Source organism: Blautia sp. St.27G3 (genome assembly GCF_059728505.1).
The window spans coordinates 1014954-1035864 of record NZ_BAAGFO010000001.1; the positions used below are offsets into that span (position 1 = coordinate 1014954).

The following is a 20911-nucleotide window of genomic DNA, read 5'->3' on the forward strand; positions in this document are numbered from 1 at the left end:
ATTCCCCCTGGTATTTATATTTTCGCCTCTTCCTGATACAGGTCCGCACCTTCTTACACGTGCAAACCTGACCAACATCGGGCCCCAATTTACTTGACGTTCCCGATAAATCGCAGGAAGGCTGCCTGCCCTTCTTCTGTCCGTTTATAAACACCGGCATGCTCCAGCACCTTGCCAAATACAAGACCGACTTCATCCTGCACCACTTTGTCAATGGTTTCCTTATCAAAGGAACCGTATTTTTTCTTCAGTTCTTTCACCCAGTCTGCATGCTTACTAAGCTCTTCATCATCTGAAATATCTCGGTTCTCCAGCATCGCTTGCTTTAAATGCTCCAGCTCGTCTTTCAGTCTGGCAGGGAGCACAGCAAGTCCCATCACCTCAATCAGCCCGATATTCTCTTTTTTGATATGATGCAGCTCTGCATGCGGATGGTATACGCCAAGCGGATGCTCTTCTGTCGTAATATTATTGCGCAGCACAAGATCCAGCTCAAACCTGTCGCCGCGTTTTCTGGCAATCGGTGTGATCGTGTTATGCGGTTCACCGTCAGTCTCAGCAAAAATAAATGCTGCTTCGTCCGTATAACCGCGCCATGTGCCAAGGATTTTATCTGCCAGATCCACCAGACGCTCTATACTTGGACTGCTAAGGCGAATCACCGACATCGGCCATTTGACGATTCCGGCCTCCACGTCCTCATATCCGGCAAATGAAACCTGCCTTTCCACCGGCGCTTTTGCCATTGCAAACTCATAACAGCCTCCTTGGAAGTGATCATGACTTAAAATAGAACCACCAACAATTGGAAGATCTGCGTTGGACCCCACAAAATAGTGCGGAAATTGCCGAACGAAATCGAGCAGCTTTGCGAACGTTGCCCGTTCAATCTTCATCGGAACATGCTGCGAGTTGAACACAATACAGTGCTCATTATAATATACATACGGCGAATACTGGAATCCCCACTGGCTTCCATTGATTGTGATAGGAATAATGCGGTGATTCTGACGCGCCGGGTGGTTCAAGCGTCCCGCATAACCTTCGTTCTCAATACAGAGCAGACATTTGGGATAGGAAGTCTGCTTTGCCAGCTTTGCCGCTGCAATCGCTTTCGGGTCTTTTTCCGGTTTGGAGAGATTGATCGTAATATCAAGATCTCCATATTCTGTCGGCGCCACCCACTTACGGTCGCGGGCAATCCGATAGCGGCGTATGTAGTCTGTATCCTGGCTGAATTTATAATGGAAATCGGTCGCTTTCTTCGGGTCCTCACGATACAGCTCCTGAAAACGCCGGATTATATTGGAAGGCCGATCCACAAACAGGGCCATAACCTTTGTATCAAACAGGTCTCGGTACCCGACTGAATTTTCCTCAAGAATCCCATTATCATATGCATAATCACAGACAGAATCAAGAATTTCCGGCAGCTCTTCCACGATTTTTTCATTGCCTGTTTCATAAGAAAGCAACGCTGCTTCTGTTTCTTCTTCCAAAGAATCCAAACGCAAAAGCTCCAAAATACGGTTAGCCGTATAAACTGCATCCGTCCGCTCAATCAATCCTGTTTCCAGACCATACTGAACCAGCTTTGCAATACTGCTTTGAATCATTTTTTCTCCTCCTGACCTTACGCAAAATTGGCGTTTCAGCGATTCTGTAGAATACGTCCTTTTCATCTTATCACAATTTGCATATTTACAAAACCCCTCTTGTTCCAGTTTTACAAATTCTTATGTGTTTCTCATCCGTTACAATGGTTCAATCTTATAAAACGCCGCTCTGCAGCCAGGTTCAAATGCCGCATTTACCTCATAATTCGTCTCATATCTCTCATATCTTCTCGTAAAAGCATACATTCCATGATTGATGAAAATTTCCAGAAGCGAATTATCCAGATAGACGTCCAGTTCTTGCAGGTCTGTTTCAAGCCCACATGTTTCATCATCCATAGTGATCTGAATACGGTTCTTAGAAACCGTTACGGACACCCGGCCCGATTCAGAGCCCGCAAATACGGCAGTGCCGGAAGGCTCCTCTGTAAAATCAAAATGTAAATGCCCCCGCCCATCCTTTAGCGTAAAAGGGCCAGTGAAACACGCCTCTTTTGTCTCGGCAAGTACAAGCTCTTCTGTCGGATAGGAATATAACCGCTCTTCTTCAATCCACAACTTTCTCGGCAAACTCATTGCTCCATTGGATCTGCACAGTTTTTCGATATGATATTCATGCCGGTCATTCACCCAGGCAATCAGGACTGCCCGTTCCAGACCAGCAAAAATCTGCGCCGCATAAAAATCTTTTCCGTAATCAAGCAGACCTTTGTGCTCCACATGAAATCTGTAATTCTCGAATGAGCCGATATAATATACGGTATCACGGCGTATTTTCTCTTTTTCTCTGTTATGATAGCCGACAATCAGGACATACTTTCCGGATATTTTTATAATGGACGGGCATTCTGCGCGCAGATATCCGCGTTCTTTTTCTCTGTAAAAAATCCCCCTATATTCCCATGTCGTCAGATCTTTTGACCTGTGAATAGCGATCGCCGCTCCTTCCGGCGTTTCGGTTCCCGTCAGCATCAACCATTCGTCCCCTTCGCGCCAGACCTTGGGATCTCTGAAATTTTCCCCCAGCTCAGACGGAAGATCCTTCACGATTGTCCGCTCCTCGGAAAAAGAAAAACCATCCACGCTGTCCGCCGTTACCGTGTACTCCATACAGTGTTTTTTTTGCAGGTCTCCCACATGGCGTGTGAAAAACAAATGCAGCCTTTCCTGCTCCACCAGCGCGGTTCCGCTGAACGCCCCTCCGCGGACCAGGGGGGTGGAGATAAGCTCCGGCTGCGGGCAAAATACGACAGGATGCTCCCTCCAATGTAACAGATCGCGGCTCGTTACGTGTCCCCAATGCGCATCTCCCCACTTCTGGGAGGCCGGATTAAACTGATAGAACATATGGTATAAGCCGTGATAAAAACACAGCCCTACTGGATCATTGAGCCACCCCGTAGGGGCCGAATAATGAAAAACATTTTGATTTTTATAAACAACAGACGGAGTATCCTCAGCGCCGTCCTTCAGGTTGATCTGTTGTATCGGAGCAGAAGAGCCCCTTTTGAATAAATAGCAGTAACAAACCTTCACATCCTGCATAGAGATCTGAAATGTTTTTTCTTTTTGGAGATCAACGGTAAACAACTCACATTTGCTGTACCGAAATTGTTTGTCCTTTACAAAATTCCCGGAGCGAATGCAGATAACCCCGGGAATCTCCTGTGCCGCAGATGCAATGATCGTGATGCAATCATACGCTCCGCTGTTTATGTATGTTTTATTTTTCATAAAGTCTGATATTTCTCCACTCGGTATTTCCATTATGTACGTACAGTTTTATTTCGGACCCGGGAGTTTCCGTCATTCTGACATTCAGGGCAATATCATTCACATATAAGACGGCAATATCGTGATCCACGATAAGCGAAACATGAAACTTTTCCCCTGGCTGTACCGGAAACGGCCTGGACAGGCCTCGGTTCATACACCGGAACCACGGATAATTCGGCGTTTTGTCAAACAGAAATCTGTTTTCCCCCGGCACAAAATGAAAATCGTACCCCAGATCCGCATCACTGTTTTCATAAATCTTGATACCAAACCCAAAGGTCCCGGCATCATAGCTCACATCCGCCTCCAGGCGGAATATATCTTTTGCATGCGCTTTCAGGACAGTTTCCACGCCCCCGTCAACACGCGCGAGGGCGAGGCTGTCTCTTATCCGCACATCGCTTTTACAGATCAGCTGTGAAAGCTGTTCCAGCATTTTCACGCCCAGCGTCCCGTCTTTTCGCTGGTATATTTCATGCTGAACCGCGTTTCCGCCCCAGATCCACATGCCCAGATCATCATCGTTCTCTCTCGTCGGATTCCAGCCGAAAATAATTCGCTTCTGCTTTGTTTCCACCGTCCGCGCCGCGTAAAAGCATCGTCCATCCAGGCAATCGTCCTTTGGAGCCTTCCATGGACCAAACATGCTTTTACTCATGCGATACCGGGTTCTTCGCATATCATCCAGCTCGGAAAACAGCAGATACCACCAGTCTCCGATTTTAAACAAATCCGGCATCTGAAGCAGAAAATACATATCCGGGCTGCAGAAAACACCCTCATAATTCCAGTTTTCCAGATTCATACTCGTATAATACAGGAGAACCCCTTTTCGCTTCCGGGGGCCGTTTTTCTTCTGCGCGCATACCAGCATGATCCATTTGCCAAGCTCCTCGCAGTAGCATACAAACGGGTCTCTGAAATAATCCTTTTCAAATCCTGCCGGGGCAGAAAAGCTCAGTTTTTTCTGCTTTTCCCATTTTATACCGTCATCGCTTACGGCCAGCATCAAAACCTCTTTCGGAGGCATATCCGGGCGGTTCAGATAATATTTGCATTCGCCCGTATAAAACGCCCTGAATTTTCCCAGGGCATGTATCACAGACCCGGCATAAAGACAATGTTCCCTCGAGCCATGCTCTCCCTTATAAAGTACCTCCCCGTAATCTCTGAAACTGACAAGATCTTTCGATACTGCCAGGGACCAGCCAAATGGTTCCCCGTTTGGAAATGGTTTCGGCTCTCTCCTGTCACACTGGTAATACATATAATAGCTGCCGTCATGATAGCATGGCATACAGTCTCCTACCCACGCCTGTTCCGGCCTGAAAAATATTTCATTCATATTTCTTTTCCTCTCACCTTATTCTATAAGCTTTAACTCTTGACAGCCCCTTCGCTGAGTCCGGACTGCATATATTTTCCAAGAAACATATACACAAGAAGCGTCGGAATTACAGTTACCACAATTGCTGCAAAAGTCGGACCCCAGTCTACCAGGCCTTCCTCGCCCACGAAAGCATTTAGCCCCAGCACAACCGTCATCATTTTTTTTGAGCTGATAAACGTATACGAAAAAATATACTCATTCCATGAAAAGATTGCCCGAAGCGTAGCTACCGTGATGATAATATTCCGGCAAATCGGCGCAACGACGCTGATAAAAGCTCTTCCTATGCTGCTCCCGTCGATCACCGCGGCTTCGATAAGCTCTTCCTCAAAATCCTTGAAAAATGCAAGAAACAGCTGTACCGCCATGGGCATTCCAAATGCAACCTGGGGCAGAATCAGAGAAAAATAAGTATCCAGCAATTTAAATTTTGCATAAGTAAGATATAGCGGAATCAGGATTACCTGGTAAGGTATCATAAGTCCCAGGAGAAAATATATTTCTGCAATTTTTTTTCCGCGGAACCGGAATTTAGAAATTGCAAAAGCTGTCGTCGCGGATAAAACGACTGTGAAAACCACCACAAGTACGGCAATCACCACGCTGTTTATAAAATACCGTATAAAATCACTTTGAAAAACCTTGACAAAATTACCAAAAAACACCTTTGCAGGCAATGCATACTGTGGACTGGAGGTAAAATCATCATACGTTTTCAGTGAATTAAGAACCGTATAGATAAGCGGATACACGAACAAAAGAAACACCAGAACAGATACGACTGTGACCATAACATTCCGGATCTGTTTTTTCATACTCCTCTTACCTATTTTTGCTTCAACGTGTTTCATAGTTCCATTCCTTTCCAATTATTTTATCTTCCGCCCAGTTTTCTTGATGATGAGATCCATCTGATAAGTATGGCTAAAATAAGAGATTCTGTAACAATAAACATGGCCACTGTACTGCCATATCCGTATTTCTGACTGCTAAAAGCCTGTTTATACATATACATGGCCTGCAGCTGGGAGGAATTGATCGGGCCGCCTGCCGTCAAAAGCTTTGCGATATCAAAACCGCGAAGCGAACCGTTCAAAACGAGCAACAGATTGGCAAATATTGTGGGACGAATGTGCGGAATTTTTATTTTTGTAAAAATCTGGAAAGAATTCGCCCCGTCAATCTTAGCCGCTTCTACAAGTGAATTCGGAACGGTCAGAAACGCCGAATAAAAAATCAGCATATAGACCGGCATATTTTTATATCCCGCAACGGCCGTAACCATGGCAAGCGAGCTTTTGACATTTGTCAGCCATTCGATATGCCCCCATTTCGGATTAAAATTCGAAAGAATCTGATTTACGAGGCCTGCCGGAACCACGCCGAACATTTTTTTAAACATCTGACACAGAGCTACGGTAGATATGATAACCGGCAAATAGTACATCACCTGCAACGGTTTTCTTAACACAACGATGTTGGTGAGAAGTACAGCCAGGAGCAGTCCTCCGCCGATCTGTAAGACAATCTGGCCAATCGCATAAATCAGCGTATGGACGACGCTGTCCCAGAATTCCGTATCCCCCATCAGTCTTTTAAAATTATTAATCCCTACGTAAGTAATTTCTCCATATCCGTTCCAGTCTACCAGGCTGTAATAGGCCGACCATATAATCGGAATTATGACCGAAACCGTATAGATCACTACTCCGGGCAGTAAAAAGCACAGAATTGTCCGTTTATTTCTAAGCAATTTATCCATAAGTACCTCCGGAAATGAACACCGGGCTTTAATTTTCATTAAAGCCCGGTTAATCGCTGCCTTATATTGGATCAGCCGTTGTTCTCCACAAGAGCTTTATCAAAGATCTCACAATATTCCTCCGGTGTAATCGTTCCGTAGCACAGCTGGGCCGCGGCGTCTCCCACCGTTGTTGTAGTTGCAGCCGTCAGTTTGTCATCCCAGGAGACCCAGGAGACGGTCTGTTCTTTCATTTTTGTTCCGATATCTGTCATAAGCGCATTCAGCTTTCCTTCCGGAATACTGGAATTGTACCAGGACAATGCGCCGCAGTCATAGGAAACCTCATCAATGTGGTCAAAATAGAATTCCACAAAATCCTGCAGTACAGGGTCATTGTCATACGTGTCTTTATTAAAGGCCCACGCTTTTCCTCCGTGTGTAGGAATTGTGGATCCTGTTCCCTGAACATTTTCAACAACCGGAATTCCGAACCATCCGATCTCGCCGGCGTCATACAGATCGCTCAGTTTGGACGTATAATTTGCGTTTGCGTACATGATCGTACCAACCCCGGACATAAACGTATCCACAACGTCGCTTAAGGTCATGTTATCAAATCCCGGTACAAAATATCCGCCTGCACCAAGCTTCTGCAACAGCTCCGCCGCATACATCCCAAGCTCGCTTTCACCGTATGTATAAGCTCCACTTGTCAGTCCTTTGATAAATTCTCTGCCTTCTGTCGTCCAGGTCGGGAAGGATGCAAACCTGAGATACTGCACATAATCTGCCCCGCGCATCACGTATGCATACTCGCCATTATCTACCAGAGTCTGGCATACCTCCAGGAAATCCTCCCACGTCTCCGGCTCTTCCAGACCGTATTTTTCAAAAACAGCTTTTCGGTAAACGAAAAACTCTCCGCTAAACGTTGAAGGGATCATATACATCATTCCGTCTTCTGATGTATGGTAATCTACCATAGACGCCGCAACATCCCCCATATGACCGTCTGCTTCCAGGATCTCTGTCAGATTCACAAGCTTATGATTGCTGATCATTTCTTCTGCCAGCGTACCGTTGCTGATTGCAAAGATATCCGGCAGGGTATCCGCTGTATAATACATCTGCAGTTTCTGCCACAGATCAGAGGTCGCGCTGATCACTTCGTACTCCACCTGAAAGTCTGAGTCCACCTCATTCTGATACTTCATTACGACGGCATGAAAAACATCATAAGCTGCAACACCTTCCCCGGAACCTGAAAGAACTTTATAGGTCTTTGCTTCTGCTGTTGACACACCCCCGCAAACTGCAAGCATCATCCCCAATGTTAATACAGCTGTGATTTTCCTTTTCATCATATTTCCTTCTCCTTTGATTTAAGATTTCGAATCGTAACTTTACAATAGCAGCATTTTATTATAAAATCAAATATATAGAAATTATATATGTATAAATATATTTTATACATCAACCAGAAAGGGACTTGAAATGAATCTTGAAATGAAATATATTTACCAGATTTATCTTGACGGCAGTTTTTCAAAAGCCGCGAGATCTCTTTTTATTACGCAGCCGGCGCTGAGCATGGCTGTCCAGAAAGCGGAGGCAGATCTCGGCATATCCATTTTTGACCGTTCCACCAGGCCGCTTTCCTTAACGCAGGAGGGCCATATCTACATTAATACCATCAAAGAAATCATGCTGCTGGAAGATAATCTGCACAAGCATATTCATGACGTCCAGACCATGAATTGCGGTTCCCTGGTTCTCGGCGGAACCCACTACATCAATGCGCACATCCTACCGGATATTATTCTCGGTTTTAATTCCAGATATCCGAATATAGACGTGAGAATCCTGGAACACGGTTCCTCCGTGCTGATTCATATGCTGGAGGAACATCAACTGGATTTTTACTTCAGCTGTGACCCAAAACTGATTTCCAATTTTCCCGGATATAAGGTTTTCACTGATCAGCTTCTTCTTGCTGTTCCCAAAAGCTACGCAATCAATGACGAGCTGAGACCGTATTCTTTTTCGGCATCTGATATCTGCAAGCTTGCTCATCTGTCGCCGGAGCATCCAGCCATTTCTTTAGCTATGTTTAAAAATCTCCCTTTCCTGCTGCTCTTTAAAGGCAGTAATTTTTATGAGAGGGCTACCAGCATGTTTCAGGAAGCGGGATTGGTACCCAATATCAAAATGCAGTTATCGCAGTCCGTAACCGCTTTCCGTTTTGCTGCTGCTGGACTCGGAGCTACCTTTGTCGTTGACCGCCTTGTGCAGGAAACCGACGATCAGCTCAGATACTATAAAATTGATTCTGCTTTCGTAAAAAGGCATAATTATCTGCTTCACCCCAGAAACAAATACGTTACGGTCGCAATGAACGCTTTTGTTCAGTATATATCTGAACATTTGTCCTGAAAACCAACCTTTCCCTGCCTGAATATGACAATTTTTTTGTATCTGTATAGACATTTTTTTTGGTTTTTGATATTCTGTTTTTATCGGGAGGGCGCAATGATGAATGAACTGAAATTATACCGGAAAAGAATTATTCCGGAGGAATGTATTTTGCTGGAACATGATAAGATTCTCTATCAGGATGCCGAGGTTATTGTCACAAAATGGAATACCATCCGTCCCAAAAAGACGCTGCATCACGGCTATTCTTGCTATTTCCTCGAGCGTGGGTTTAAGGTCAGTAAATTTTACGATCACGAAGGGAATCTGATCAGCTGGTACTGCGACATCATTGATTATACCTGCACGGAAAACGGTCAAACTTATATTTTTACAGATTTGCTTGTAGATGTGATTGTTTACCCCGACGGCTTTGTACGGGTAGTAGATTTGGATGAGCTGGCCGACGCCGCGCGCGATGGCCTGATTACACCGCAGCAGCTCCAGCTTGCGCTGCGCAGGACGGACAAGCTGCTCTCCATTATCTATAAAGGCGCGTTTGAAAAGCTGCAGAAGTTTATTGAAGATTATGAGTAATCATTACGAATAATCCGGATAACAGATTTCTACCAGCGTAAGTCCGTGCGCACGGGCAGTGTCGCCTGCACGGCTTCGGTTTTTTGCGGCCAAAATTTCCGGAATTTCATCCGGCTGCATCATGCCGCTGCCCACCCGCAGAAGCGTTCCCACCAGAATGCGCACCATATTGTAAAGGAACCCGTTTCCGCGCACGCGCACCGTAATCATATCTCCCTCGCGCGTCACCGTAAAATCATAGATTGTGCGCACATGATTCGTGATTTCAGGCTTATGCGTGCAAAAGCTTGTAAAATCGTGCGTCCCCTTCAGATAATCCGCAGCCTCCTGCATCCTTTCTGCATCCAGATCCCAATAGTAAAAAAGCGAATACAGCCTGCTGCATGGGTCAGGAAAACGACGGTTGCAGATCTTGTATTCGTAGGTTTTTACCGTTTTACAAAAACGCGGATGAAAATCAGGCGGTACCTCACAGGAATCCTGAATCCTGATATCCTCCGGAAGCCGCGTGTTCATCGCATAAGAGATCTTATCTGCCGGCATCCTGGCCGTTGTATCAAACACAGCCACATTCCCGTATGCATGGACGCCCGCATCGGTCCGGCTCGCTCCGATCACATGGATCTCCTCTCCAAGCAGCTCACTTAAGTGTTTATTCAGTTCACTTTCTATCGTTACCCCGTTTGGCTGCACCTGCCAGCCACAGTAATTCGTGCCATCATAGGCCACGATCATTTTCACACGTTTCATCTTCGAACATCCCTGCAAAATCCATTCCAGCTAATTAAAACAGCCCTGCAAAAAATCCGATTCGGTTTATCAGAAACATCAGCACCAGATACAAAAGCAGGGTCAAATAGGCAATTTTATCTCTGCCCTTGTAAACAAGCGGTTTCATCTTTGTCCGACCCTCACCGCCGTGATAACCGCGCGCTTCCATCGCCATCGCCAGGTCATTGGCGCGGCGAAACGCTGAGATAAACAGCGGCACAAGCAGTGGAATCATATTTTTGGCCTTTTGAATCAGACCACCTGACTCAAAATCCGCGCCTCTTGCCATCTGCGCCTTCATAATCTTGTCTGTTTCCTCGAGAAGAATCGGTATAAAACGCAAGGCAATTGACATCATCATTGCAATCTCGTGCACCGGGACCCGTATCCTGCCAAGCGGCCGCATCGCCTTTTCCAGTCCGTCCGTCAGATCATTGGGCGTTGTTGTAAGTGTCATGACCGATGAACCAATAATCAGATAAATCAAACGAATCGCCATAAAAAAAGCGGTCTCAATTCCTTCCTCTGTCACAGACAAGAAGCCAAGGCGAAACACTACGGTTCCTCTTGTCAAAAAAAGATTAAACACTACGGTAATCATCATCAGAAACAAAATAGATTTAAGGCCCTTCAGCATAAACTTCAGCGGTACTTTTGAAATGCGAATCACCGCTGCCAGAAAAAGCGTCGCACCGATATACGCCTCTGCTGACCGGAACGCAAAGAGCGACACAATAAATACCATTGTGCCTGCCAGCTTCACGCGCGGATCTAATTTGTGCAAAACCGAATTGGCCGGATAGTACTGGCCCAATGTAATATCTCTCAGCATACGTGTGTTCTTTCCTTTTTTAATATCGTTTCACGATTACCAGACGTCTGTTACTTACAGCTGTTTTCCCTTTTATAAATTTGCAGACGCATTTCAGGCTTTCTGCAGATACTCTAAAATCGCCCCGGCCGCCTCCTCCACCGTTGTGGCGTCCGCCGGCACAGCCCAGCCTTTCTCCTGCAATCCATGCATCAGGTACGTTACCTGAGGCGCTGCCAGGCCAATTGCTTCCAGCTCCTTATAATGCCGAAATACTTCCCGCGGCACATCATCAAACATAACCTGTCCTTTATTCATCACGATAATCCGTTCCACATAGCGCGCTACATCCTCCATGCTGTGGGATACAAGAATCACCGTTATTTTCTTCTCATCATGCAACTTTGACACCTGATCCAGTATGTCATCGCGCCCCTTTGGGTCCAGACCCGCTGTCGGTTCATCCAGAACCAGAACCTCCGGATTCATCGCCAATATCCCTGCGATTGCCACGCGCCGTTTCTGTCCTCCGGAAAGTTCAAACGGAGAAACCTTATAATACTTTTCCTTCAGTCCGACTAACCGCAGCGCCTCGTACGCTCTGGACTCCACCTCTTCCTTGCAAAGTCCGAGATTTTTCGGTCCAAAACAGACATCCGTAAACACATCCGCTTCAAACAGCTGGTGCTCCGGGTACTGAAAAACGAGACCAACGCTGCTGCGCAGGCGCTTCATGTCAAAGCCTTCCTCATAAATATTTTTATCGTTATAGTATACAGCTCCTGAAGTTCCTTTCAATAGTCCGTTCAGATGCTGAATCAGTGTAGATTTCCCGGAACCGGTATGACCGATCATTCCGATAAACTGACCTTCCGGCAAATTCAGATTAATATCCCGCAGAGCATGCTTCTCAAAGGCAGTCCCTGCACCGTATATATAATTTAAATGTTCTATCCTGATCGCCATGAAGCTGTCCTCTCTCATTTTGCAATTGCATTCATTCGAATCCGCTGTCTATCTGTGTTTGTTTTCTCTCCTGCATTCAGGAATCTCATACCTGTTTTTTTAATAAATTCTGTAATTTATCTTTTATTGCGGTAGACTTCAAGGGCTTCAATGAGCTCCTTATTTGACAAAATTCCATCCGGCAATGGAACACCCGCTTTTTGCAGTTCATATGCCACCAGTGTTGCCTGTGGAACATCAAGACGGAAACGCTTCAGCTCCTCCACATGAGAAAAAATCTCCCGCGGAGTCCCCTGCATCACAATTTTGCCCTGATCCATGACAATAACCTTATCTGCATGAATCACTTCTTCCATATAATGTGTAATTAAAAGCACTGTCACATGCTGTTTGCGGTTCAGCTCCTGCACCGTACGGATCACCTCCCGGCGTCCGTTCGGGTCCAGCATAGCAGTCGGTTCATCCAGAACAATGCATTTTGGCTGCATCGCAACCACCCCCGCGATCGCCACTCGCTGCTTCTGTCCCCCGGAAAGCTTGTTCGGGGAATGTGAACGGTATTCCCACATGCCGACAGCCTTCAGACTCTGCTCCACACGCTGCCAGATCTCCTCCTGCGGAACTCCCATATTTTCAGGCCCAAACCCGACATCCTCATCAACAATCGTCCCGATAATCTGATTATCCGGGTTCTGAAATACCATACCTGCCGTCTGGCGAATCTCCCATAGTTTTGATTCATCCTTCGTATCCTTGCCATCCACAAAGACCGTACCTTCTGTCGGCAGAAGAATCGCATTGATATGTTTTGCCAACGTGGATTTCCCGGAACCGTTGTGGCCGAGAATCGCCACAAAATCTCCCTCGTGCACATCCAGGTCAACATCGTCGACTGCACGTGAGCGTGACTCTACCTGCCCTTCCTCATCCATCCTCAGATAATCAAATGCAACATGCCTTGCCTTAATAATTCCCATCTATACCACCATCAAAGTTCCCTCGTTGATTTTCCAACTACAAGCTCTGCCTCAAAAATCTGGCGTCTTTCTACCGGCTTTTTCTTAATCAAATCAAACATTAACTTGATTGTCGCCTCAGCGATTTCTCTGCGCGGCTGACGAATGGTTGTAATCGACGGCTCATAAAACGCTGACACCGGCAAGCCGTCGTACCCGGCCACTGAATAATCCTCCGGCACACGTTTTCCTGCGTCAAACAACGCCTTGCAGGCGCCGATTGCCATACTGTCCGAAATCGCATAAATGCAGGTAAATTCGTTTCCGGACTCAAGAAGCTTCTTCGTCAGAACGTAGCCGTTTTCCATAGAGTACGTCGGTAGTCCGTTCTCTGTCCAGGCCACAAGCGCATCATCGTATGCAATCCCATGGCGCTGCAAAGCGCGCTGATACCCTTTCAGACGAAACATTCCGATGCTGGCATCGCTCTGTTCTGCGGTCAGAAGCGCGATTCTTTTGTGTCCGCAGTCAATCAGATAATCCACCATTTTTTCACTTTCGCGCACGTCATCTACCGTCACAGTTGCAAATGGCTGTGCCGCCTCAGAGGTATCTACCGTACTGATCACAAAAGGTACGGTAAGCTGTTCCAGCTTCTCTCCTGTGTGATTGGAAAGTCCGCCGAGAAATACAATTCCCTTCAGTCTTTTTTCCTTTTCCAGCTGTATCGCCACGTCTACCTCGTCCTCAAACTCCTCCACATGCTGAAGGACAAATGTATACTTTTTGCGGTTAATCTCCCGCTCAAAAATCTGAATCATATCCGCAAAAAACGGATTGCTGATACCTTTAATCAGTACCGCAATGGTATTCGAATCCGAACGCTTGAGATTGCGCGCGCTGTTATTCGGTACATAATTATATTTTTTAATCGTCTCCATAATCATCTGCTTCGTTGCAGGATTGATATCCGGATGATTATTGATCGCCCTTGAAACTGTACTGACGCCGACGCCGCACAGCTTCGCGATCTCTTTTATAGTAATCTGTTCCATGTCTATTTCCTCATCAAGCCCTGTACACTGTGTCAAATTATAGCAACTAGTTCCGCAAAATGCAAGTAAAACGAAAGGCCAGAATAATTCTGACCCTTCTCTTGCATCTACCTTTTCACTTTATGTCTGTTTTCTCTTCCGTACAGTTCCGTCATTCGGCTGATTTTCTGCGCCAGTTCATCGGTAAATTCCCCGGCCCCCATCCTCCAGCGCCAGTTTTTTCCAAGCGTGGAAGGCTGGTTCATCCGTGCCTCAGCTCCACGGCAGAGATAATCCTGCATCGGGATGATCGCCGTATCGGCAACACTGCCAAGTGCCAGCCGGATAAAGCTCCAGACCATGCATTCCCGGCTACATTCGTCCGGCAAATCAAGATAGGCTTTTGCCTGTTCCCGATCCTCCTGCGTCAATTCATCATACCAGGCCGCCAAAGTCTGATTATCATGGGTTCCCGTATAGACCACACAGTTGTGCGGATAATTATACGGCAGATAATTCCCCGCCTCTCTCGAATCAAACGCGAACTCAATCACTTTCATATTCGGATACCCGGTATCTGCCACAAGTTTCAAAACACTGTCTGTCAGATATCCCAGGTCTTCCGCTATAATGGAAACCGTTCCAAAATACTCCTGCAATGCCCGGAACAGCTTCATGCCCGGACCCTTCTGCCAGCAGCCGTTTGCTGCCGTCTCATCCCCATAGGGTATGGCGTAATACTCGTCAAAGCCCCGGAAATGATCGACACGCACCACATCATATAGCTTGAAGCAGCGTTCCATGCGGCGAATCCACCAGGCATATCCTGTTTTCTCATGGTAATCCCAGTCATATAGAGGATTACCCCAGAGCTGTCCGTCCGCGGAAAATGCATCCGGCGGGCACCCAGCTACCTGAACAGGACGCCTCTCTTCATTTACCTGAAACAATTCCGGATTTGCCCAGCTGTCAGAACCGTCAAATGCCACATAAATTGGAATATCGCCAATGATTTGGATTCCCCGGCTGTTCGCATATACCTTCAGCCGTTCCCACTGTTTCATAAACTGATACTGCAAAAAGCAATAAAACTCGATTTCTTCTTTGCAGAATCTCCTGTACCGTTCAAGCGCCTCCGGCTTCCTCAAACGAATATCTTCATCCCAGTCTCCCCAGCACTTTCCATTAAAACGATTCTTCACTGCCATATAGAGACTGTAATCACAAAGCCAGGCTTCCTCTGCCTTACAAAATTTCTGAAAATCTGCGTCCCGCTCCAAATCAGCCCGTATATATGCTTTCCATAAAACAGGAAAACGATACTCATACAGCTTGGCATAATCTACATCCTGCTCATCCTGACCAAAATCCAGCTTCTGATATTCCTCCTTTTTCAGAAGTCCCTCCTCTGCCAGGGCATCCAGATCAATAAAGTAAGGATTACCTGCAAAAGCAGAAAACGACTGATAAGGGGAATCGCCATAGCCGGTTGGTCCCAGCGGAAGGATCTGCCAATAAGTCTGTCCCGCCTCAGCCAGCCTGTCAATAAATTCATACGCTGCTGTAGAAAAGCAGCCGATTCCATACGGAGACGGCAGACTGGATATCGGAAGTAAAATTCCACTCGCTCTCATACCTCTCCTCCTTCATTTCCTTATAATCCGCCGCACTGGCCGGGACCTTTCATCCCGGCGCCGCGATCCTGTTCATGCAGCTTAGCCCTTTACAGCGCCCGCCACAACACCTTCAATAATATATTTCTGACATGCAACGTAGAAAATAATAATCGGCACAATCGCCATAACAAGAACCGCCATCATAGCGCCCCAGTCCAGCTGTCCGTGGCTCTGCTTCAGATACTGTACAGCAATCGGAATGGTCCTGTATTTGTTCACATTCAGTACAAGGCTCGGCAACAGGTAGTCATTCCATACCCACATGGCTTCCAGAATCGCAATCGTCACAGTGGTCGGTTTCAGAATCGGAAATACCACGCGGAAAAAGGTCTGCAACGGACTACATCCGTCAATCATGGACGCTTCCTCTATTTCCAACGAAACACCTTTGATGAATCCGCTGAACATAAAGACAGCCAGCCCCGCTCCAAATCCGAGATACACCACGATAATTCCCCACGGCGTAGCCAGATGCAAAATATTCGCAAACTTTGACAGCGTAAACATTACCATCTGGAAAGGTACAATCATGGAAAACAGACAGAGTGTATAGATCATCTTCGTCATCTTATTCTTCACCCTGGTGATATACCAAGCGCACATGGAACAGCCGATAATGATCACAAGCACAGAGCCCACTGTAATAAACAGCGATGTCCCGAAGCAATTGAAAAAGTCTGTCTTTTTCAAAGCATTGCCGTAATTCAGCATACCGCACATGGCCTTCTCAACACCGGCAGCCCATGCTTCGATTCCGTCAAAAATCGACTTGGTGCTGATACTGAACGGATGCTTGAAAATATATGCTTTTCTTTTAAAGGAATTCAGAAAAACGATAAGAATCGGCGCAATCCAGGCAATACTCAGAACAATGAAAGTACCGGTCAGGATGCCGCCATGCTTCGCGCGTCTTACACTGTTTACCGATTCATTTTGCTTTGCCATCAGCTCTGCACCTCCTTACTCGTAGTCAGTCTGTTCTGAAGTACTGCAATGACAGCTACCAGGATAAAGAAGATCACAGCCTTCGCCTGACCTACACCCTGCCATCCTGTGGTGCCGTACATCGTGTCATAAATATTCAAAGCAAGCAGCTGTGACATTTTGCCTGGATTACCGCCAGTCAGCGCCAGGTTCTGGTCGAACAGCTTGAAGCCATTTGTCAGAGTCAGGAACGTACACGTACTGATTGTCGGCATCAACATTGGCAAAATGACGTATCTAAGACGCTGCTTTGCGCTGGCTCCGTCAATCATGGCCGCCTCAATCAATTCACCCGGCACATTCTGAATACCGGCAATATAGATAATCATCATATAACCGATCTGCTGCCAGCACACGACGATAATCATGCCCCAGAAAGCAAACCATTCCGTGGAAATAATTGTCTTGGAAAAGTTTGCAAGTACGCTGTTGAAAATCATCAGCCAGATATAACTAAGTACAATACCGCCGATCAGGTTCGGCATAAAAAATACGGTACGGAACAGATTTGTTCCTTTGATTCCCTTTGTCAGCAGCATAGCAATCGTAAAAGCAATTACGTTGATGACTGCCATGGATACGATCGTGAAAAGAGCCGTATACCAGAGAGAATGCAGGAATGTCGTATCCAGTTCCCCGTTTACAAAAAAGATTCTCGTGTAATTCCGAAATCCCGTCCACGTCCAGTCCGTTACCGTGGTAAATTTACAGAACGAAAGAAAGATACCATAAGCAAATGGAACGATGAAACCTATAATAAAGGCCACCAATGTGGGAAGCACGAAGATCGGAAAATACTTTTTAATCGCTTTCTCCATAATGATTCCTTTCTTACAAAAAGGGGTGAGTGAACGGTCACTCACCCCTTATGTTTATCAATAATTTATACTTCTTGAACTATTCATGTTCAACAAAGAATATCGCTCGTTGTGTCATTAAGCCTCTTCGTTTGCAAGAGCCCACTGTGCTGCCCATCCATCAACGAATGCAGATACTACGTCGTCCCAGGAACCGCTTCCATCTGTGTAAGCTGTCATAGCGGATACAACGCCTGCTCTCCAGTCATCTACGTTCGGAGTAGCGTTGAAGCTCCATGCTACAGAAGTTCTGCCAGCTGCTGCCAGCTCGTTTGCTGCCTGTGCAAGTACGTTGGAGGTAGCGAAATCATCTGTGAAGGTATCAAACGGAGCGGTAAGACCGATCTTGTTTGTCATTGTGTCGCGTCCCTCGTCAGATGTGATAACCCACTCAAGGAAGTCAAGTGTTGCCTGAATGTCTTCTTCAGAAGCCTGGCTGTTTACTGCCCAGTAGTTCTCTGTACCAACTGCAAGGCCTTCGTGCTCATCGTCTACACCGAAGTAGATCGGCATCATACCGATTTCATCACCGCCTACCAGGTAACCATTCTCTTCGTTTGTGAATGCGGAATACTCCCAGTCACCATTCTGATAGAATACAGCTTCGCCCATTCCGAATTCTGCCTCTGCGTTCAGCGCGCCAGATGCCAGTGTCTTCGGGTCTGCGGAAGAATTGTTTACATACAGATCCCAAACGTTCTTGAAGTTGTCAAGGTATGTGCCGTCGATCGTAGCTTCGCCTGCTGTCAGGTCGCATCCGTCCTCTTTGAACTCATAGTACAGAGCCAGACCTGCAAGGTGTCCGGAGAATCTCCAGGAAGAACCGCCGTCCAGACCTGCGGAAGCAAATGCGCCGGTAAGATCTGTTCCAAGCTCTTCGTTGATCTCGTCAACGCGTGCTGTGATATCTTCTGCTACTGCTTTCAGTGTGTCAAAGCTGTTGATTTCGTCGATAGAGGAAATAACTGCTCCTTCCATTCCACAGTAACCTTCCAGAATTGTCTTGTTATAAATAAGACCGTAGCACTCGTAGCAGTTTGCAACACCTGCAACTTTGTCGCCGCTTGTAAGTACCAGGGACTTATCGGTCAGGTGATTGTAGATTGCGCTGTCCTTCAAATCATATGTGTAATTGTCCCATGTAGCTGCTGCGGAAGAGTTTCCAACGTTGAAGATTGTCGGAGCTTCAGACTTAGCCATCTCAGCCTGCAGTGTTGTATTGTACTGTCCCTCTGCAGCTGTCAGGACTGTAACCTCTACGCCTGTCTGCTCTGTGTAAGTAGCTGCCAGATCCTGCCATGCCTGATCTGCTTCCGGTTTGAAGTTCAGGTAATATACCTTTCCGCCTTCTGCCTGTGCCGGAACTACTGAAAGACCTGCTACCATTGCTGCTGACATTGCTGCTGCAAGATACTTCTTGTAATTTCTCATTGTTCTACCTCTCCTTCTCATGAAAAAATTAACCAGTTTGCAGGGAACGCCCCGCACCTCGGTATCGCTTTGGTACCGTTATCGGTAACGTTTCCATTTCGTAATTTCATACTAGCACAGAAAGAGAAGATACGCAACTGTTTTTCATTGCCTTTTTACGATTTCGTATACTATCTACAATTTCGCTCTAACGTTTTTGTATATTCTGACTACTCCACGCCCACTTTATCACAGTTTTCATGGTCAGCACCGAAACATTTCTGAATTTGGATTCGCCATTCCTGTACCGTCCCATCTGTCTCACATATCGCTCCAAGCCTTCGTGCCAGCCGGACTGACGCCTCGTTGTTTGAATGAATGCGCAGCCACACCTGCGTCCAATCTGTCCTGGCAAATACGTAATCAAGTACAGCAAAACACATCTCTGTGCCAAATCCCTGCCGCTGATATGCCCGGCTCAGCATATACTGCAACTCCAGCCTGTATGTGCCGTCTCCCGCCCGCACATCGGCCAGCCCACAGCACCCGATCAGCGTACCGTCCTTTTTACAGACGCTCCATAAACCATAACCCTGCAGCCGGTATATCTGCACAATATAGGCCTGGAACGTCTCGCATTCGAAAAAATCCCCGTTCAGATTACTCTGCACATACTCCATGCCTTCCTGCCTGCTGATTTCCTGCAACGCCCCTCTGTCTGATTGGGTCATTTCGTGCAGAATCAGACGCTCTGTCTCCGCTATCTGAACAGGCCACCCATTGCAGTGAAATAAATATTCTTCCATTTCTTCCAGGCCAAGCTGTTCCGGTACATCCGTCACCATACCTGCCCCCTCAAAATAGCCGTCTGCTTCCCTGGCACAACCAATACAGGCAATCCCGCAGTCTGCAAATCTCTGAGCTTCTGCCATCTGATCTGTTACCACCAGAACCTGTTCACGCAAAACCTCATCGGTCAGCCTGCCATCGTGCCAGACACACAGTTTTCCACCGGAAAGCGCCTGGTCCCAAAAGACATTCGTTTCGTTTTTTTCCAATATTAAAACAGGAATATTTCTGCCGCGCGCTGTGCCTGCCAGTATCGGTTCACAGCCCTTCCACTTTTCCGTAAGGTGCAGTATCAGCAAACCCAGTCTTTGTTCTCCCTGTTCCTTTTTTTCCAGTCTTCTCTGCATACGATTGCCCGTCCCCAAAGCCGTCAAACCACTTCTCCGGCCGTTCTCTTTTCACTTTTACGCTTCTGACTGCATTGATATCTGCGCTTTTAAAGCTTTCTTCAGATACTCGTAACGAAGCCTTTTTTCTTCTTTCGCAAAGTGTACCTCCCGGAACTGCTCCGGGTTATCCTCATAATTCAGGATTTCCTCCCCAAACTGCTCGCTCGTCAGGTCAAAACAGCAGTCTCCGATAACATTATAGCAATGATAATTTCCACCTGGTCTCAGGATTCCAAAAACCTTGCCTCCAAAAATATCCTGTGCCAGAAATGCAGTGATAGAACACTGGCCCAATGTCTTATTTTCAACAGTCCATTCATGACGCATCCTTGGGGCGCAGGTCTGCGCACACCAGATCTCTGATAATGCATGATACAGATCAATCGGTGTTTCTATTCCCTTATATTCTTCTGTGACAGCCCGCGCATCTGCATGTTCCCAACCATAAAATTTGTACTCTTTCATTTGTATTACCTCTTATCCTGTCTCTTTTTTATTGATCTATTATACTTTATTGACGGTTAACAGTTCAATCAATATCGTGTATTTTCTAATATTGTTACCAAACTGAAATCAGGCGAGATTTCGCTGCTTGACAGACTCCATGATCCTGAATAGAATTGACAGTACAAGCCTCTTAAGATCAATGAGGAATACTTTTATAACCAATCAG

The 20911-nt window shown here is 46.4% G+C and carries 19 protein-coding genes; 2 read left to right on the forward strand and 17 right to left on the reverse strand.

Annotated elements, in window-relative coordinates; translation table 11 throughout:
* Window positions 1-89: 89 nt before the first annotated feature.
* The 6 genes from galT to AC6I2O_RS04775 all read right to left on the reverse strand — a co-directional run bounded on the left by galT (window position 90) and on the right by AC6I2O_RS04775 (window position 7890).
* Entirely contained in the window at window positions 90-1616 is a 1527-nt protein-coding gene (galT, locus tag AC6I2O_RS04750) for a UDP-glucose--hexose-1-phosphate uridylyltransferase (protein WP_497741974.1), read from the reverse strand.
* Window positions 1617-1754: 138 nt separating this feature from the next.
* Window positions 1755-3350 carry a glycoside hydrolase family protein gene (locus AC6I2O_RS04755; protein ID WP_497741975.1) on the reverse strand — a complete coding sequence of 532 codons (1596 nt, stop codon included), beginning with the start codon at window positions 3348-3350 and terminating at the stop codon, window positions 1755-1757.
* Window positions 3340-4737 carry a glycoside hydrolase family 32 protein gene (locus tag AC6I2O_RS04760; RefSeq protein ID WP_120392438.1) on the reverse strand — a complete coding sequence of 466 codons (1398 nt, stop codon included), beginning with the start codon at window positions 4735-4737 and terminating at the stop codon, window positions 3340-3342. The genes AC6I2O_RS04755 and AC6I2O_RS04760 overlap by 11 nt, the downstream gene beginning before the upstream one ends.
* Window positions 4738-4769: 32 nt before the next feature.
* Complete coding sequence (locus AC6I2O_RS04765) at window positions 4770-5597, reverse strand: carbohydrate ABC transporter permease (RefSeq protein WP_497741976.1); 828 nt, start codon at window positions 5595-5597, stop codon at window positions 4770-4772.
* A 59-nt stretch (window positions 5598-5656) separates the two neighbouring features.
* On the reverse strand, window positions 5657-6544 hold the full coding sequence (locus tag AC6I2O_RS04770) for a carbohydrate ABC transporter permease (RefSeq protein ID WP_497741977.1): 888 nt from the start codon (window positions 6542-6544) through the stop codon (window positions 5657-5659).
* A 71-nt stretch (window positions 6545-6615) separates the two neighbouring features.
* Entirely contained in the window at window positions 6616-7890 is a 1275-nt protein-coding gene (locus tag AC6I2O_RS04775) for an ABC transporter substrate-binding protein (protein WP_120392441.1), read from the reverse strand.
* A gap of 130 nt (window positions 7891-8020) precedes the next feature.
* On the opposite strand from AC6I2O_RS04775, the gene AC6I2O_RS04780 reads away from it, so the two are divergent.
* Together AC6I2O_RS04780 and AC6I2O_RS04785 are read left to right on the forward strand one after the other, a co-directional pair.
* Window positions 8021-8959 carry a LysR family transcriptional regulator gene (locus AC6I2O_RS04780; protein WP_120392442.1) on the forward strand — a complete coding sequence of 313 codons (939 nt, stop codon included), beginning with the start codon at window positions 8021-8023 and terminating at the stop codon, window positions 8957-8959.
* Window positions 8960-9055: 96 nt separating this feature from the next.
* Window positions 9056-9535, forward strand: a complete 480-nt coding sequence (locus AC6I2O_RS04785) for a DUF402 domain-containing protein (protein WP_497741978.1) — start codon at window positions 9056-9058, stop codon at window positions 9533-9535.
* A gap of 3 nt (window positions 9536-9538) precedes the next feature.
* Here AC6I2O_RS04785 and truA read toward each other — a convergent pair whose 3' ends face one another.
* The 11 genes from truA to AC6I2O_RS04840 all read right to left on the reverse strand — a co-directional run bounded on the left by truA (window position 9539) and on the right by AC6I2O_RS04840 (window position 20703).
* On the reverse strand, window positions 9539-10285 hold the full coding sequence (gene truA, locus AC6I2O_RS04790) for a tRNA pseudouridine(38-40) synthase TruA (protein ID WP_497741979.1): 747 nt from the start codon (window positions 10283-10285) through the stop codon (window positions 9539-9541).
* Window positions 10286-10319: 34 nt separating this feature from the next.
* On the reverse strand, window positions 10320-11138 hold the full coding sequence (locus AC6I2O_RS04795; protein ID WP_120392445.1) for an energy-coupling factor transporter transmembrane component T family protein: 819 nt from the start codon (window positions 11136-11138) through the stop codon (window positions 10320-10322).
* Between the two features lie 93 nt (window positions 11139-11231).
* Window positions 11232-12083 carry an energy-coupling factor transporter ATPase gene (locus AC6I2O_RS04800; protein WP_120392446.1) on the reverse strand — a complete coding sequence of 284 codons (852 nt, stop codon included), beginning with the start codon at window positions 12081-12083 and terminating at the stop codon, window positions 11232-11234.
* Window positions 12084-12199: 116 nt separating this feature from the next.
* Window positions 12200-13060, reverse strand: coding sequence for an energy-coupling factor transporter ATPase (locus AC6I2O_RS04805; protein WP_120392447.1), 861 nt, complete (start codon window positions 13058-13060; stop codon window positions 12200-12202).
* An 11-nt stretch (window positions 13061-13071) separates the two neighbouring features.
* Window positions 13072-14094: a LacI family DNA-binding transcriptional regulator gene (locus tag AC6I2O_RS04810; RefSeq protein WP_120392448.1), complete on the reverse strand. Its 1023-nt coding sequence runs from the start codon at window positions 14092-14094 to the stop codon at window positions 13072-13074.
* A gap of 107 nt (window positions 14095-14201) precedes the next feature.
* Complete coding sequence (gene malQ / locus AC6I2O_RS04815; RefSeq protein ID WP_497741980.1) at window positions 14202-15707, reverse strand: 4-alpha-glucanotransferase; 1506 nt, start codon at window positions 15705-15707, stop codon at window positions 14202-14204.
* Between the two features lie 81 nt (window positions 15708-15788).
* Window positions 15789-16694, reverse strand: a complete 906-nt coding sequence (locus AC6I2O_RS04820) for a carbohydrate ABC transporter permease (protein WP_497741981.1) — start codon at window positions 16692-16694, stop codon at window positions 15789-15791.
* Window positions 16694-17551: a carbohydrate ABC transporter permease gene (locus AC6I2O_RS04825; RefSeq protein ID WP_497741982.1), complete on the reverse strand. Its 858-nt coding sequence runs from the start codon at window positions 17549-17551 to the stop codon at window positions 16694-16696. Before AC6I2O_RS04825 ends, AC6I2O_RS04820 begins: the two co-directional genes overlap by 1 nt.
* Window positions 17552-17668: 117 nt before the next feature.
* Window positions 17669-19021, reverse strand: a complete 1353-nt coding sequence (locus AC6I2O_RS04830) for an ABC transporter substrate-binding protein (RefSeq protein WP_497741984.1) — start codon at window positions 19019-19021, stop codon at window positions 17669-17671.
* 209 nt (window positions 19022-19230) lie between these two features.
* Window positions 19231-20196, reverse strand: a complete 966-nt coding sequence (locus AC6I2O_RS04835; protein ID WP_497741985.1) for a GNAT family N-acetyltransferase — start codon at window positions 20194-20196, stop codon at window positions 19231-19233.
* Between the two features lie 57 nt (window positions 20197-20253).
* Window positions 20254-20703: a YunG family protein gene (locus AC6I2O_RS04840; RefSeq protein WP_120392450.1), complete on the reverse strand. Its 450-nt coding sequence runs from the start codon at window positions 20701-20703 to the stop codon at window positions 20254-20256.
* Between the last annotated feature and the right edge of the window lie 208 nt (window positions 20704-20911).